This is a genomic window from Ramlibacter sp. Leaf400 (genome assembly GCF_001424545.1).
In the GTDB taxonomy this organism is placed as follows: domain Bacteria; phylum Pseudomonadota; class Gammaproteobacteria; order Burkholderiales; family Burkholderiaceae_C; genus Ramlibacter.
Genome location: NZ_LMQL01000009.1, coordinates 394674 through 410493 on the forward strand (window position 1 = coordinate 394674; position 15820 = coordinate 410493).

The window sequence follows — 15820 nt, forward strand, 5'->3', positions numbered from 1 at the left end:
AGGAATCGTCCGAGGCGGACGGGCGCCGCTTCAGGCGGCCGCAAGGTCTTCCAGCGGACCGAAGAACTCGTAGCGCAGCCGCTCGCGCGCCACGCCCAGCGCCAGCCCGCTGCGGTACACCGCCTGCATGAAGGGCTTGGGCCCCAGGAAGTAGACGTCCACGTCCCGGTCGGCCGGCAACTGCCGCGCCAGCAGCTCCTGGGTCAGCAGGCCGGTGGCGTGCGGCTGGTCCTGCGGCCGCGGCTGGTCGTACACGTACAGCACCTCCACGTTGCCGTGCTGGCGGGCCAGCGCGTCGACGCGGGCGCGGAAGGCGTGCACGCCGCCGTGCCGCGCCGCGTGGATGAAGCGGATCGGACGGCCGGTGGGCGCGGCGGCTTCCAGCATGCTCATGGCCGGAGTGATGCCCACGCCACCGGTCGCCAGCACCAGCGGACGCTGGCCGTCGTTGGCGGCCGCGTCCAGCCGGAACTCGCCGCAGGGCGCCTGCACGCGCAGCACGGTGCCGGGCTGCGCCTGCCCATGCAGCCAGCTGGACACCAGGCCACCGTCCTCGCGCTTGACGCTGATGCGGTACCAGGGCTTGCCCGGCGCGTCGGACAGCGAGTAGTTGCGGCGCACTTCCTCGCCCTCGATGTGCAGCACCAGCGTCAGGTACTGGCCCGGCACGAAGTCCAGCAGCGGGCGGCCGTCCACCGGCTCCAGGTAGAACGAGGTGATGAGGTCGCTCTCGGGCTGGCGGCGGGCGATGCGGAAGTCGCGCGTGCCGCGCCAGCCGCCCGTGCGCGCCGCGTTGGCGGCATACACCTCCTCTTCGGCGGCGATCAGCAGGTCGGCCAGCGCCTGGTAGGCCTCGCCCCAGGCCGCGATGATCTCGTCGGTGGCGGCCTCGCCCAGCACCTCGCGGATGGCGCGCAGCAGGCAGGCGCCGACGATGGGGTAGTGCTCGGGCAGCACGCCCAGCGCGGCGTGCTTCTGGATGATGCGCGGCAGCGCGCCGGCCAGCTCGTCGAGGCGGTCGATGTGGGCCGCGTAGGCCAGAACGGCGCCCGCCAGCGCGCGCGCCTGCGTGCCGCTCGCCTGGTGCGCTTCGTTGAAGAACGCCTTCACCTCGGGATGCTCGCGGAACATGAGCTGGTAGAAGTGCGTGGTGATGGCCTCGCCGTGCTGTTGCAGGACAGGCACCGTGGCCTGGATCAGGGAGATGGTCTTGGGTGTGAACATGCACAAGGCATCCCAAGATCCGTGCCAGCCGAAGGGCCCTCGCAAGTCCCTGTCGCTGCAAGGAATTTTTCGGCCGTGGTCCAATCGACCACGATGACCGTTGTCCCCGCGACCACCGGCGTGGTCGGAAGCACCACGCCCGCCCCCAGCCCCCTTCCTGCCCCCGATCGATACCGCGAGCTGCTCGCCGCCGCCCGCCAGCTCGTGGCCTGCGATGCCATGGCGCTGCTGCGCCTGGACGACGCCGTGCTCACGCCGCTGGCCGTCGACGGCCTGAGCGTGGAGGCGCTGGGCCGCCGCTTCGTGGTCGCCGCGCACCCTCGCCTGGCCCGCCTGGCCAAGAGTCCCGGCGTCCTGCGCTTCGCCCCCGACTGCGGGCTGCCCGATCCCTACGACGGCCTGGTCGCGGGCCAGCCCGACATCCTGCCGGTGCACGACTGCCTGGGCGCGCCGCTGCGCGTGGACGGCCGGCTCTGGGGACTGCTGACGCTGGACGCGCTGCGGCCCGGCGCCTTCGACGGCGTCGGCCCCGCGCAGCTGGAGGCGCTGGTGCGGCTGGTCGAGTCCGGCGTGGAGGCCATCGAGACGCTGCAGGCGGTGGCCCGGCGCACCCTGCGCGAAGAAGCGCTGGCGCGCGAATGGCACGCGGTGCACGCCCCGGCGCGCGAGCTGCTGGGCACCAGCCCGGCGATGCAGCGGCTGCGCAGCGAGATCGATTCGGTGGCGGCCTCGGACCTCACGGTGCTGGTGCTGGGCGAGACGGGCGTGGGCAAGGACCTGGTGGCGCAGCGCCTGCACGCCGCCTCGGCGCGCAGCGCGCGGCCGCTGGTGCAGGTCAACTGCGCGGCGCTGCCGGAGACGATCGCCGACAGCGAGCTGTTCGGCCACAAGCGCGGAGCCTTCACCGGCGCCGTGCAGGACCGCCTGGGCAAGTTCGAGCTGGCCGACGGCGGCACGCTGTTCCTGGACGAAGTGGGCGAGCTGCCGCTGGCGATCCAGGCCAAGCTGCTGCGCGTGCTGCAGAGCGGCGAGGTGCAGCGCCCCGGCAGCGACAGCGTGCAGAAGGTCGACGTGCGGGTGGTGGCGGCCACCAACCGCGACCTGCGCGCCATGATCGCCCAGGGGCGCTTCCGTGCCGACCTCTACCACCGACTCGCGGTCTATCCGCTGCTGGTGCCGCCGCTGCGCGAGCGCGGTCGCGACGTGCTTACCCTGGCCGGCAGCTTCCTGGAAGAGAACCAGCACCGGCTGGGCGCGCGCAACCTGCGCCTGAGCCCCGCGGCCAAGCACGCGCTGCTGGAGCACCGCTGGCCCGGCAACGTGCGCGAGCTGGAGCACGTGCTCAGCCGAGCGGCGCTGCGCGCCCTGCACGAGCAAGGCCGCGGCGGGCGCTGGGTCGCGATCGAACCCCGCCACGTGGCACTCGAGCCGTCCCTGCCTTCCGTGCCGCCCCCGCAGCCGCTGGCGGCGACCGCAACGGCCGCTGCCGCAGGCCAATCCCTGCGCGAAGCGACCGACGACTTCCAGCGGCGCTGGCTGGAGGCCTGCATCGCCCGCCATGGCGGCCACCTGAGCCGCGCGGCGGCCGAAGCCGGGATGGACCGCAGCAACTTCCACCGCCTGGTGCGCAGGCTGGGCGTGCCCAGGGTGGGCTGACCCGGCTCGCTGGCCCGGATCGCGCCGCGCCTTGCATTCGAGACCGTGCCGCCTAGGATGGACTTCGACCCGAAGGAGCCTTCCATGCCGACACGCTCGCTCGTCCGTCCGCTCGCCCTGCTGCTCATCGCGCTCGCGGCCGCACTGGCCGGTTGCCAGGCGACGACCGGGAGAACCGCGAACTCGGGCACCGCTCCAGGCACCACGGCCAACCCCGGAGGCGGGGGCGGCGGCGGCGCCTACTGAGCTGCGATCCCGCGCAGCTGCGGATCAAACCCGCTTCACGCCGACCGCGTCGCGCTCGCCGCGACGAGCGCGATCATGTTCAGGATGCGCCGCACGGTGGCCGACGGCGTGAGCACGTGGACGGGCGACTTGCCGCCCAGCAGCATCGGGCCGATGGTGATGCCCTGGCCGCCGCACATCTTCAGCACGTTGAACAGGATGTTGGCCGAGTCCAGCGTCGGGCAGATGAGCAGGTTGGCCTCGCCGGTCAGGCTGGTCTCCATCAGGCTGGCCTGCCGCAGGGTTTCGGACAGCGCCACGTCGCCCTGCATCTCGCCGTCGCACTCGATGTCGGGGGCGAGCTGGCGGAAGATGTTGCGCGCCTGGCGCATCTTGAGCGCGGACGGCCGGGTCGACGAACCGTAGTTGCTGTGCGAGAGGAAGGCCACCTTGGGCGGCAGGCCGAACCGCTGGATCTCGTGGGCCGCCATCAGCGCGGTGTGCGCCAGCAGCTCGGGCCCCGGGTCCTCGTTGACGTAGGTATCGGCGATGAACAGGGTCCGGTTGGGCAGCATCAGGCCGTTGAGCGTCGCGAAGCCCGGAGCGCCGGGCGATGCACCGATGACGTCCTGCACGTGCTCGAGGTGGTGGTCGAAGCGGCCCACCAGGCCGCAGAGCATGGCGTCCGCATCGCCCAGGTGGACCGCCAGGCAGCCGATCAGCGTGTTGGAGCGGCGCACGGCCGCCTTGGCTGCCTCGGGGGTGATGCCGTTGCGGCCCATCAGCCGGTGGTAGGTCTCCCAGTACTGGCGGAACCGCGTATCGCTCTCCGGATTGACGCTCTCCACGTCCGTGCCCAGGCGCATGCGCAGCCCGGCCTTGGCGATGCGCGCCTCGATCACGGCGGGCCGGCCGATCAGGATGGGCGCGGCGATCCCTTCCTCGATCGCCAGCTGCGCGGCCCGCAGCACGCGCTCGTCCTCGCCTTCGGCGAAGGCCACCCGGCACCTGGACGCCGTGCCCCGGGCCGCGACGAACACCGGCCGCATGATCATCCCGGTCTGGTAGACGAAGCGCGTGAGGCTCTGCTTGTAGACCTCGTAGTCGGCGATCGGCCGCGTGGCCACGCCCGAGGCCTCGGCCGCCTTGGCGACCGCGGGCGCGATGCGCAGGATCAGCCGCGAGTCGAAGGGCGTCGGGATGATGTACTCGGGCCCGAAGGCCAGTTCGCGGCCGCCATAGGCGGTGGACACCTCCTCGCTGATGTCGGCCTTGGCCAGCTCGGCGATCTCGCGCACGCAGGCCAGCTTCATCTCCTCGGTGATCTTGGTGGCGCCGCAATCGAGCGCGCCGCGGAAGATGTAGGGGAAGCACAGGACGTTGTTGACCTGGTTCGGATAGTCCGAGCGGCCGGTGGCCACGATGCAGTCCGGCCGCGCCTCGCGCGCCAGCTCGGGGCGGATCTCCGGCTCGGGGTTGGCCAGCGCCAGGATGATGGGCTTGTCCGCCATGGAGCGAACCATGTCCTGCGTGAGCACGCCGGCGGTGGAGCACCCCAGGAAGACGTCGGCGCCCTTGCAAACGTCGGCCAGCGTCCGCGCGCTCGTGTCCTGCGCATAGCGCGCCTTGGATTCGTCCATGCCGCCGGGCCGGCCCTGGTAGATCACGCCCTTGGAGTCGACGACGAAGATGTTCCGGGGCGCCACGCCCAGGTGGACCATCAGGTCCAGGCAGGCGATGGCCGCGGCGCCGGCGCCGGAAGACACCAGCTTGATGTCGCCGATGCGCTTGCCCACCAGCTCCAGGCCGTTGAGCAGCGCGGCGCTGGCGATGATGGCGGTGCCATGCTGGTCGTCATGGAACACCGGGATGTTGACCCGCTCGCGCACCTTCTTCTCGATGTAGAAGCACTCGGGGGCCTTGATGTCCTCGAGGTTGATGCCGCCCAGCGTGGGCTCCAGCGCCACGATGATGTCGACCAGCTTGTCGGGGTCGCGCTCCGCCAGCTCGATGTCGAACACATCCAGGCCGGCGAACTTCTTGAAGAGGCAGCCCTTGCCCTCCATCACCGGCTTGCCGGCCAGCGGGCCGATGTCGCCCAGGCCCAGCACGGCCGTACCGTTGGTCACCACGCCCACCAGGTTGGCGCGCGCCGTGTACTCGGCGGCCAGGGCGGGGTTCTCCTGGATGTCGAGGCAGGGGTAGGCCACCCCGGGCGAATAGGCCAGCGACAGGTCGAGCTGGTTGGACAGCGGCTTGGTCGGCGTGACCGAAATCTTGCCCTTGCCTCCCTGGCTGTGGTACTCCAGTGCGGCCCGGCGCAGCTCGGCCGTTGACATCTTGTCCTGCATGTTTGTCTCCTGGCGCTCGTTTTCGAAAGTGCGGCATGGCATTGCCCGCGGCCCAAGAGCCTCTTGCAGTCGTCCGTCGATGTCAACTGTCCGCCACGGTCGAGTCCGCGGTGCCTCATCCGTCAGGCCGTGACCGCTTCACGCTCCCTGGGCGCCGGCGGCGGTGCCGCGGCCGTGTCGATGCGGAAGGCGAAACGGTTCGGCGGATGGTCGGGCGGTCCCTGCTCGCGATCGAAGCGCACCTCCACCTCCCAGCCGGCGCGATCGGCCGAGATCGACAGCACCGCGAAGCCGTCGCCACGCTCGGGGCACCGGGTCTGGACGCTGCAGCTGTACTGCGCGCCCTCGTATGAGAACTCGAACACCTCGGTGCCCGCGAAGTCCTCCTCGATGCCGTTGGCGAACGGATAGGGCGCATACAGCGCCGAGCTGTGCACCGAATGCGCGACGACCACTCCGGGCTCGCCCACCTTGCGGATCTCGATGCGGGCGAGGTTGGAGACGTGCGCATCCCCCGAGAGGAAGACCACGTCGTCCAGCCCGCGCCGGTGCACCCGGGCCAGCAGGCGGTGCAGCGAGGCCGGGAACCCGTCCCACGCGTCCGACCGGAGGGCCGCGGCCGCACCGGCGCCGCGCGTCTGCAGGTGGCGCGGAAGCACCATCGGCGCGGAGACGAAGAAGCGCGGCCCGGGCGTGCCCTTGTCCGCCAGCCACTCGTCCAGCGCCTGGGTCTGCTCGCAGCCCAGCATGCTGGCGCTGCCCACCGTGCCCGCGGTGCGCGGCGTGCGCGCCGTCCTCGCGTCCGCCCAGAAGAACGGCAGGCCGGCGGCGGGCTTCGCGTGCCACAAGGGCGCCTCGGGGTTCGCATCCTTGTCGCACTGGTTGCGCTGGAATTCGCGGATGCCCCGCTCCTTCAGCCGCTCGGTCTCCTCCCTCCCATGGGCGCACGACGGGTCGGGCTCCCAGTTGTCGCCGATCTCGTGGTCGTCGGGCCGCATCACCGCCGGCAGCCGAGCCAGCACCGATCTCGGTCCGCGGGCGCCGAAGAAGGCTTCGTAGGAGATGCGATAGCGATCGTCCAGCCGCCGCGCATCGAACAGGCCCGCCGTGGCATCGGCGTAGATCTGGTCGCCGGCCAGCACCAGGAATTCGGGCACCGACAGCGGCGGCGCGCCCTGCTCCCGCGCGACGCGCCGGCCTTCGAGCAGGGCCAGCAGGCGCAGCCAGGACGCGTCGCTGGGACCGGCCGGCGACTCCCACGGCGTGCGGGGAGGCGTGCGGTCCAGGATGTCGCCGGGGTACTGGCAGCTCGCCAGCGCGAAGCTTCTCGTGGAGGAATCCGCCGCCGAGGCCTCGCGGCGAGGCGGATGCAGCAGGCCCAGCCGGAGCTCGACGCTGCTGGCGCTCTCCAGCGTGCGCCGCACGGCCTCGGCCATCGCCCGCGCGATGTTGCCGGCCAGGTCCTGCGAACCGTCGATGCCGGCCAGGGCCACCGCAACTTCAGGATCGGCCGCCATCCCGGCCAGGCCGGCCAGCCCCTTGCCGCCGCCGACGCCGGCCTTCCTGTCGACCCGCGACGCCAGTTCGGAGCTGGGGCGGTCGACTTCGGGCTGGAGCGCCGCCGACTGGTTGTACAGGACGAGGACCAGGACCCCGCTGGCACCGGCCGGCGCGGTGTAGTGGCCCAGCTCGAAGGTGTAGCGCGTCGCCAGTTCGTTCGGCGACACCGGCCGCAGCGTCCGCCAGTCCACCAGCTCGCGCAGGTAGCCGGGCGTGGGCTCCACCGGCTGCCCCTGGTCGTCGACCGGCCGATAGCCATCCTCGTGCTGCACCACCGGCATCAGCAGCGCGGCGACGGGTGCTCCGTTCGCGCCTTCGTCGCCGAGCGAACAGCGCACCTTGCCGGCGAAAGGCGGCGGCAGGCGCACGCCATGGGCGGGGACGCAGGCCGAGAAGGTGATCCGCACGCCCGCCGGCTCCTGCACGACCGGGTTGAACGGCGTCTCCAGGTAGGCGTTCATCTCCTTGAGCATGGCCGCCGCGGGCCGGCCGATCAGCAGGTCCTGGTGCCCCGCCGGATACTCCTTGTGCAGGAAGGCGCGGGTGCTCTCGAAGCGGGCATCGCAGTCCGTCAGCACCTCGCGGAAGTGCACCGGCGTGCGCCTGGAGGCCAGGCCGTTCTGCCGGCCGTGCACGTGCATGATCGGGAACCGCAGCTTCTCGCGCAGCCGGTCGGGCCGCACGAAGTCGTTGAACCCCTCCCGCGTCGTGATCGCCCGCAGGCGCGCGAAGTGGACCGCCTGCGACACCGTCTCGATGCTCAGCGGACCGAAGTGGTCGTCGATGTGGTCCAGCATCCGGTCCGACAGGTTGGTGACGTTGAAATCGCGGCCGTAGAGCGCGTCCATGCGGTGGCGCGTGCCCACCCAGGGCGTGCGGCGCCAGGGCGGCCAGAACGGGTTCTCGCGGTCGAACTCCTCCTCGGGATAGGGCAGCGTGGCCAGCAGCCGGTCCATCAGCCGGTCCTTGTGCGCATGCCGGCCGGACGGCCGGAACTCGTAGTCGTGCAGCGGCAGGAAATGCCGCAGGTACTGCATGGCGTAGGCGCGGAAGGTGTTGGCCGGCGTGAAGACCACGGCGGGCGCCACCTGCGACATCACCAGGCGCCGGATGCGGTTGGGCAGGTCCCGCCGCAGGTCCAGGAAGCGTTCGCGCGGCAGCTCCGATCCCAGCAGGGCCATGCCCAGCATCGCCGACCCCATGCAATGCGCGAACACGTCGATCTTCTCGGCGCCGGTCAGCGCGCAGACCTGGTGCACCGCCACGGGGATGTCCGACCGCCCGACCTTCTCGAAGGTCCACGGCTCCCTGGCGTGCGGCATGCCGGCGCTGGTGCGCAGGTCGGCGATCCAGACGTCGCGGCCGCGGTCCCAGAGGGTGCTGGCCACGTTGGGCCGCACCGAGTGGTGGGCGAACGTGGTGCCGCTCGCGCTGTAGCCATGGATGAGAAGGATGGGGGCCAGGACCGCCTCGAGCGCCGCGGGGTTCGCCCTCAGGGCGCGTGCCCGCCTCGTGGAGGAGTACGGGTAGTGCGTCAGCCGCACCATCACCGGCAGGCCGTTGCGCGGACGGCCGACGGGGAACTCGTGGATCTGCGGCGGCGCAAGCCCCGGCACGAACCCCGGAAGCCGCTGGATGTCGCGCGGCAGTGGCTCGTCCGGCAGCCTGAAGCTCCAGGCGTGGATGTGGAGCAGCATCCGGGTGAGGTACAGGCCCAGGCAGGCGACGTCGACCAGCCCCTTGACGTGGTCCTGCTGCTGCACGATCCGGAACAGCGGAACCCGCTGGCGCGCCAGGAACCCGGTGTCCAGCTCGAGCACGGCGCCCTTCCTGTGCGCACGCGGGAAAGCCGTCAGCGTCACCTCCGACAACTGCCGCCAGGGATTGGCGCGACGCGAATAGGTCAGCTCCTTGCGGCCCTGGATCGCGGCGCCGGCGAACGATGCGGCCACGTACGCCTTCGCCGTGGAGGCGAGCACCTTCTCGACCTCGAGGTCGTACTCGAGCAGGCGGGCCCCGCCCGCCCGTGAACTCAGGGCCCACAGGCTCCTGGCGCGGTCGAGCACCTCCCGCGGAAAGCTCTTGGCGTCCTCGGTTGCGGGCGCCTCGCCCTTCCATCGGTCGATGACCCAGAGCACGGAGTCGCGAAGGCCGCGGTTGCGCAGCCAGGCCCACAAGCCCTGCCAGCGGCGTGCCGCCACCGTCGTCGGCTTGTGGCTGAACGCGCGCAGCGTGCCCTTCACCGACGCGATCAGCAGGGCGTCCTTGTCCTGCGGCTCGATGTCCTCGGGCGGCGGCGCCGCGAAGATCCGCAGCCGCCCCTGGGCGGGCTGCACCCGCAGCGTGGCGGCGGCCGTTCCCGACGTCAGGTGCCTGATCGCGATCGGGTCGAAGCGCAAGGTCAGTTCGACGTGCGCTTGCGCCGGGCCGTGACCCTCGAAGCCGCGCAGGATGACCGGGCCGGACAGGCGTTCGACCACTTCGATCAGGGTGTCGCGCGGCGGTTCGATCCGCGCGGGCCGCTTGAAGTACGGGCGATCGCCGATGTCGTCCTTGCGCGTGGGATCCGCCGTGTAGCCCCACCCGGTGCGCAGCTGTCCCACCGCGCGCAGCGCCAGGCTGGCGATCGTCAGCGCCGGGTTGATGCCCAGCGAGGCGGGCACGATGGAGCCGTCGAGGACGACAAGCCCTTCGTGGACCGCACGCTTGTCGTCCGCCGCGGCGTCGAACACCCGCCCCCACTCGTCCACGACACCGGAATGAGCGTCGTCCCCCATCGGGCAGCCGCCCAGCGGGTGCACCGTCAGCAGCGGTCCGGTCTCGCCGCCCAGCAGGTCGTTGAGCTTGTCGGGCAGCAGCTGCCACATCGGGTTGGGCAACGCGCGGGCGCCCGAGGCCTTCAACAGCGCTTCGAACCGGCGGTGCCGCGCCAGCAGCGGCGGGTCGTTGCGCAGCGTCGGCCACTGCAGGGTCGCCGCGCCATCCCCGTTGTCCCACCCGGTGCCCGTATTGAGCTTCATCACGCCGTCCGCGCTGTCGTGGCCGATGATGGCCACCATCAGCGTGTGGCGGACCGCGCGGTCGTCGACGGCGCAGGCATCGCGCGTGCGCGGCCCGTGCTCCCGCTCGTCGGCTTCGCCCAGCAGGTGGATCGCGGCCGCCGTGGTGACGCTCTGCTCGAGCAGCACGCGCAGCGGTCCGGGCACGGACAGGTCCTGCAGGAGCATGTCGTCCTCCGTGCCCCGCAGGTCGACCATCCCCGTGATGGTCGGGCCCACCCGGTCTTCGGGCCGGACCGAGCCGGGCTCGCGGTCCTCGTCGCCGGCGCAATTGGCCTCCTCCCTGCCGCGGTAGGCGGCAGCAATCAGGTCGCCGTTGGACGATACCTGGTGGCCGAGCTTGTGGGACAGCCGCAGGCCTTCGCCCTGCGAGCGCAGCAGGATCTCGGTCGAGCCGAACGTTCCGGCCGCCAGCACGACGCGTCGCGCGCGCAGGATCGTCGGGGCGCCCTGCCGGCGGCGAAGCGGCTGGTCGGTGTGGACCACGTGCAGTTGCCAGACGGTCTGCTTGCGCGAGTCCAGCGCCTTGTCGATCTTCAGCACCGTCGCGCCGGTGAACAGCTGGGCACCACGCTGCCGCGCCTGCGCCAGCAGCGTCACGTCGAGCGAGACCTTGGCGTTGTGGTTGCAGCCGGTGGCGCAATCGCCGCAGCGCACGCACGCATCGATGCGCACACCCGCCGGCGTGAGGAAGTCCCTGGCGGGCGCCTTCGTCAGCGCCACCGTGATCGGCAGGGGCACCACATCCTTGCGCCCGAGGAAGCTGCCCAGCGCCTGGTACTTGCGGGGCTCCGGTCCCTCGGACACCACCGTCTGCGACGCGCCCAGGCGCTTGCGCAGGTCGCCCGCGAGCCCGAACAGCGCATCGACGGTCGCGCCCTGGCGGAAAGCCGCCGGCCAGCGCCCGGAGTCGAAGACCTCCTTCCTCGGCATCGCCATCACGCCGGCGTTGATCAGCGAGCCGCCGCCCAGTCCGTTGCCCACCACGGCGCACAGGTCCTCGCCGATGCGCAGGTCGAACAGGCCATCGCGGCGGCCGCGCGCATGGTGCTTGTCCTTGGTGGAGAAGCGCACGTGGCCCGGGAGTTCGGCCATGCGCGACGGGAACGATCCGGGCAGGTGCTCGTTGCCGCGCTCCAGCACGCAGATGCGCAGCTTCCCGCGCGTCCTGGCCAGCTCCGCGGCGGCCACGGCGCCGCCGTAGCCGGTGCCGACGATCACCACGTCGAAGTCGATGTCGTCCGCCGTTCGCTCGGCATCGCCCTCCAGCAAGGCCGCCAGCGTTTCGAACCCCTGCGAGAGCCAGCGGGTGGCCCGTTTTTCGGGCGTGCCCTCAGGGCTGGACGGTGATGCCTGGCTCATGGCGTGTGCTCCTTGCGTGGACTTCGTGCGTGATCGCCTGGTGCAATGCCTGCGGCGCCACGGGCTTGTGCAGCAGCGCGATGCCGCCGTCGTGCGCGTCCTTGATGCGGTCGGGCGCGGTGTCGCCGCTGATCAGGATGGCCGGCACGCCGGGGTGCAGGGCGCGCAGCCGTTCGATGGCCTCGATGCCGCTCTCCTGCCCCCTCAGCCTCAGGTCCACGAGCAGGATGTCAGGCGCCATGGACTCGCACTGCGCGACGGCTTCGGCGACGGAACCCGCCAGGCGCACCTGGCAGCCGTAGGCCTGCAGCAGGGTTTCCATGCCCTTGCGCACGGCCTCCTCGTCGTCCAGCACCAGGACCCGCGTTCCGGCCAGCGATTCGCCCCGGGGCGCTGCGTCCGGGGGCCCCCCCGCGCCCGGCGGGGCCGCGGGCGCCGGCCGGCCCCGGGGCACCCTCACGTCGAACCGCGTCCCGATGCCCGGGGCCGACCGCAGGTCGATGGTGAGGGCCAGCAGCTGGGCCAGCCGGCGCACGATCGACAGCCCCAGCCCCAGCCCGCGCGAGCGGTCGCGCTCCGGGTTGTGCAGCTGGTAGAACTCCTCGAACACGCGCTGGTGCTCGGCCTCGGGGATGCCGATCCCCGTGTCCTCCACGCTGACCTGCCAATGGGCGGCGTCGGCCGCCGAGACGCGGACCGCGACCTGGCCGCCCGGCGTGTACTTGATCGCGTTCTCCACCAGGTTGCGCAGGATGCGGGCGAGCAGGACTTCGTCGGTCTCGCACCGGGCGTCCGGCGGGCAGTCGACCTCGAGATGCAGGTGCTTGGCACGCGCCAGTTCGGCGTACTCGTCGTGCAGGCGCTCCAGGAAGCCGGACAGGGAGAAGGTGGTCGGGTTCACCGGCACCACCCCGGCGTCGAGCTTGGAAACGTCGAGCAGCGCGTCGATCTGCGCGCTGAGCGCCTGCAGGGCCGTGTCCATGTGGTTGGCGATCTGGCGAGTGGGCTCATCCAGCGGCCGCATGGTCAGGGCTGCGCCGAACAGCGACAGCGTGTGCATCGGCTGGCGCAGGTCGTGGCTGGCGGAAGCCAGGAAGCGCGTCTTGGCGCGGTTGGCGGCCTCAGCCTCGTCGAGCGCCGAGCGCAGCTGCCGGTTGAGCACCACCTGCTCCTGGCGGATGTCGAACGACGACTTCAGCAGGCGGAAGGTGTCCTGCGCGAGCTGGTACATCAGGCCACCGAAGACCAGCACCAGCGCGGCGATGAAGAACTCGACCCAGCGGTGCGCGGCGCCCGGCGCGCCCAGCGCCCACATGGCGCTCAGCAGCACCAGGGTCGGCCCGACGAACGCCACGAACACCGGCCGGTAGCCGCCGGTGGTGGCGACCGAGCCGGCGCACAGGGTCAGGAGCAGGATGGACTGCACTGCGCGCTCGGGCGTGTCCAGCGCCACCGCGAAACCGATCGAGGTCCCCTGCACCACCCCGTTGACGCCGCTCATGAGCACGGCGATGCGCAGCTTGACGTCCAGGCTGTGCGAAGCCTGGGGCAGGCCCCCCAGCACCTTCCAGCGCAGGGCCAGCACCAGCGTCGCCGCGGCCAGCCAGATCCAGGGGAGCGAGCCGCCGAGCTGGTTCCACGCCATGGCGGCCAGCAGCAGCGAGGACAGGAACACCGGGACGGGGACGCGCCGCGCCTCGCGGGCGAACAGCTCGATCAACTCCTGGGCGAGCTCCGGGCCGATGCGCTCGGATCCGATGCCCGCCGGGCGCTTGAGGTGCATCCCGGCCTCACGCGGGCACGCCGTCGAAGAGATGCAGCTCGTGGACCCGGTACATGGCCTGGGCCCGCGAGTTGACGCCCAGGGCCTGGTAGATGGCCCACAGATGGGCCTTGACCGTGCCCTCCGCGATGCTGAGCTCGCGCGCGATCACCTTGTTGGCCTTGCCCTGCAGCAGGCACTTGAGCACGGCCAGCTGGCGGCCGCTGAACTCGGGCGTGCCGCCCGCCTTCGAGGCGGGCGTCGCGGGAGCCGGCGCGCCCGCGGCCGTCAATGCGGCCCGCGGCAGGTAGATGCCATTGGCCAGCACCAGCCGCAAGGCCTGGATGGTGAGCGAGGCATCGGTGGTCTTGGGGATGTAGCCGGCGGCGCCCGCATCGACGGCGCTGCGAATCAGCAGCGGGTCCTCGTCGCCGGAGACCACCACCACCGAGGCGCCTTCGTGCGCGGCCTTGACCTGCCGCAACGCCTCGAGCCGGCTCGTGCCCGGCAGGTTCATGTCCAGCAGGATCAGGTCGGGTGCATCGGCGGCGGGCAGCGCGACGGCTTCGGACACGCTGCCGGCATCGGAGATCCGCACGCCCGGCTCCAGCGCCGTCAGGAGAGTCTTGAGCCCTTCCCGGAACAGCGGATGGTCGTCGACGATCAGTATGTGCATCGCGAACCTCGATGCCCGTCAGGGGCCCACCCACTATAGGCAGCGCACCCCGAATGAACAACTAAACGTTCGGCCCGACCAGCTGAACCGGTTTAGTCGACTCGCCTAAACCCGCAACCCGCTAAACCTTCACCGATACCGGCAGCCTTCCGGCTGGCCGTCGGTGGCATTGCGGATCGAGGGGCGACTTCCATACTTCGCCGCGTCTCACACGATCCCATGGTGATTCGCACCAGGGCGGACGGACGGGCGTTGAGCGGCCCGCCATCGTCCGGATCTCAACCCCCCGCTCAAAGGAGATCGACATGAACCGCAATCTCGCCTCTACGCTGATCGTCACGGGAACCGCCGCCGCCGCGCTGGCCCTCGCCGCGATGAGCACCGTGGCCCACGCCGACGACATCACGATTGACCCCAACCCCTTCGTGAGCACCAAGAGCCGCGCGCAAGTGCGGGCCGAGGTGATCGGCCGGGCCGAGGAAATCCGGATGGCGCATGCGGAAGCGCCGATGGAGATGAACCGGGCTCCGTTCAGGAGCACCCTCACCCGCGCCCAGGTGCGGGAAGAGTACATGGCCTCTCGCAACGAAGTGAAGGCCTTCACCAGCGAAGACAGCGGCTCGGCCTACCTCGCCTCGCGCCAGCCGCGCCGCAGCGATGTGATGATGGCCGGCACGGAGCGCTGAACGCATGACGCGTCCAGCCAAACTCCAGAAACGAGCTCCCGCGATGCCGGCGACCTGACGTCGTCTTGAAGTCCCGCCGCGCCTGCGTCCACCCGAGGGCACCCCACGTGCCACCGGGTCGGTCCAGGCGCGGTTTCTATGCGGCGGCCTGGTTCGCCGCTTGCGTCGGCAAGGGCACGCCGAACTTGCGGGCCCACGGCAGCAGGGCCGGCAGGATGCTCTCGTGCAGCAGCACGCCGGTGTTGGCCTGCGCGGCCGCCAGCTGGTAGCCCCGCTCGCCCGGCAGGCGCACGGGCCGGCGCGTGTCGACCGGCCGGGAGGCGCGGCACTGGCGCGCCACCTCGCCGACCTGGCGCTCGAAGGCCGCGAGGCCCGCGAAGGCGGCCGGGTCGATCACCTGCAGGAACACGGTGGCGCCCCAGCCCTCGCGGGCGTCGGCGCGGCCGTGGCCCGCCAGTCCGCCCGTCAGGGCCTCGACCAGCAGCGACAGCCCGTAGCCCTTGTGCCCGGAGTCCATGCCGCCGAGCGGCAGGATGGTGCCCTTGGGTTCGTCGAACAGCACCGCGGGATCGTTCGACGGTTGCCCCCTGCCGTCGATCAGCCACGCGGCCGGCAGCTTGCCGCCTTCCTGGTGCAGGCGGCCGGTCAGTCCGTTGGTGGTCGTGGACGTGGAGATGTCGACCGACGCGGGCGTGCCGCCGGTGGGAAAGCCGGCCGAGATGGGGTTCGGCGTGAACACCGCATCCAGGCCACCGAAGGGCGCGACGCTGGCGGCGTTCGGATCGGAGCAGGCCAGCAGCAGCAGCAGGCCCTGCTCCGCGGCCCGGCGGTGGTAGCTGGCCAGCGAAGCGATGTGGTGGCTGCGGCGGATCACGACCGTGCCGGTGCCCTGCGCCGCCGCCATCCGGGTCGCGTGATCCAGGGCGCGCAGCACCAGCCAGGGGCCGGGCAGCCGGCGGCCGTCCCACAGCTCGCCGGCGGGTCGCGAGGACAGCACCTCGGGATCGCCGTCGATCGTCATCGCACCCTTCTCGATCTCGGCGAGATAAGGCGCGAGCAGTTGCAGCCCGTGCGTGGTGTGGCCCATGAGGTCGCCGTCCACCAGTACGGTGGCGACGGCCTGGGCCTTGTCGGCCGGCATGCCGGCCTTGGTGAGCAGCGTGCGGGCGAAATCCGCGAGCCGCGCGGCCGGGATCGGGACGTTGCGGGGCGCATCGCCCCCCGCGGCGTCGGTCGGGTTCTTGAACATGGTCGGGAGC

The 15820-nt window shown here is 71.6% G+C and carries 9 protein-coding genes; 3 read left to right on the forward strand and 6 right to left on the reverse strand.

From position 1 onward, the window contains the following. Positions 1-30 precede the first annotated feature (30 nt). On the reverse strand, positions 31-1224 hold the full coding sequence (gene hmpA / locus ASG30_RS10150; RefSeq protein WP_055895514.1) for an NO-inducible flavohemoprotein: 1194 nt from the start codon (positions 1222-1224) through the stop codon (positions 31-33). Positions 1225-1317: 93 nt separating this feature from the next. Here hmpA and norR point away from each other — a divergent pair, with 93 nt between their 5' ends. Further along, positions 1318-2880 carry a nitric oxide reductase transcriptional regulator NorR gene (gene norR, locus ASG30_RS10155; protein ID WP_055895516.1) on the forward strand — a complete coding sequence of 521 codons (1563 nt, stop codon included), beginning with the start codon at positions 1318-1320 and terminating at the stop codon, positions 2878-2880. Positions 2881-2964: 84 nt separating this feature from the next. Beyond that, a complete protein-coding gene (locus tag ASG30_RS22505; protein ID WP_156385481.1) occupies positions 2965-3126 on the forward strand; it encodes a hypothetical protein in 162 nt (53 codons plus the stop codon). A 35-nt stretch (positions 3127-3161) separates the two neighbouring features. On the opposite strand, the gene ASG30_RS10160 is transcribed toward ASG30_RS22505, so the two are convergent. From ASG30_RS10160 to ASG30_RS10175, 4 genes are all read right to left on the reverse strand, one after another. Then, on the reverse strand, positions 3162-5456 hold the full coding sequence (locus tag ASG30_RS10160) for an NADP-dependent malic enzyme (protein ID WP_055895518.1): 2295 nt from the start codon (positions 5454-5456) through the stop codon (positions 3162-3164). 122 nt (positions 5457-5578) lie between these two features. Then, positions 5579-11437, reverse strand: coding sequence for an alpha/beta fold hydrolase (locus tag ASG30_RS10165; protein ID WP_055895520.1), 5859 nt, complete (start codon positions 11435-11437; stop codon positions 5579-5581). Next, positions 11409-13220 carry an ATP-binding response regulator gene (locus tag ASG30_RS10170; protein WP_055895525.1) on the reverse strand — a complete coding sequence of 604 codons (1812 nt, stop codon included), beginning with the start codon at positions 13218-13220 and terminating at the stop codon, positions 11409-11411. The genes ASG30_RS10165 and ASG30_RS10170 overlap by 29 nt, the downstream gene beginning before the upstream one ends. 7 nt (positions 13221-13227) lie before the next feature. After that, positions 13228-13875, reverse strand: a complete 648-nt coding sequence (locus ASG30_RS10175; protein WP_055895527.1) for a response regulator — start codon at positions 13873-13875, stop codon at positions 13228-13230. Positions 13876-14180: 305 nt separating this feature from the next. Between ASG30_RS10175 and ASG30_RS10180 the strand changes: the two genes are divergently transcribed. Further along, on the forward strand, positions 14181-14561 hold the full coding sequence (locus tag ASG30_RS10180) for a DUF4148 domain-containing protein (RefSeq protein WP_055895529.1): 381 nt from the start codon (positions 14181-14183) through the stop codon (positions 14559-14561). Between the two features lie 136 nt (positions 14562-14697). Here the strand turns inward: ASG30_RS10180 and ASG30_RS10185 are convergent, their stop codons facing one another. Next, positions 14698-15810: an Ldh family oxidoreductase gene (locus ASG30_RS10185; protein ID WP_082522015.1), complete on the reverse strand. Its 1113-nt coding sequence runs from the start codon at positions 15808-15810 to the stop codon at positions 14698-14700. Positions 15811-15820 lie beyond the last annotated feature (10 nt).

Coding starts and splice junctions, on each gene's coding strand:
- hmpA (WP_055895514.1), bottom strand. CDS start 1,224: ATGTTCACACCCAAGACCATCTCCCTGATCCAGGCCACGGTGCCTGTC.
- ASG30_RS10185 (WP_082522015.1), bottom strand. CDS start 15,810: ATGTTCAAGAACCCGACCGACGCCGCGGGGGGCGATGCGCCCCGCAAC.
- norR (WP_055895516.1), top strand. CDS start 1,318: ATGACCGTTGTCCCCGCGACCACCGGCGTGGTCGGAAGCACCACGCCC.
- ASG30_RS22505 (WP_156385481.1), top strand. CDS start 2,965: ATGCCGACACGCTCGCTCGTCCGTCCGCTCGCCCTGCTGCTCATCGCG.
- ASG30_RS10175 (WP_055895527.1), bottom strand. CDS start 13,875: ATGCACATACTGATCGTCGACGACCATCCGCTGTTCCGGGAAGGGCTC.
- ASG30_RS10180 (WP_055895529.1), top strand. CDS start 14,181: ATGAACCGCAATCTCGCCTCTACGCTGATCGTCACGGGAACCGCCGCC.
- ASG30_RS10160 (WP_055895518.1), bottom strand. CDS start 5,456: ATGCAGGACAAGATGTCAACGGCCGAGCTGCGCCGGGCCGCACTGGAG.
- ASG30_RS10165 (WP_055895520.1), bottom strand. CDS start 11,437: ATGAGCCAGGCATCACCGTCCAGCCCTGAGGGCACGCCCGAAAAACGG.
- ASG30_RS10170 (WP_055895525.1), bottom strand. CDS start 13,220: ATGCACCTCAAGCGCCCGGCGGGCATCGGATCCGAGCGCATCGGCCCG.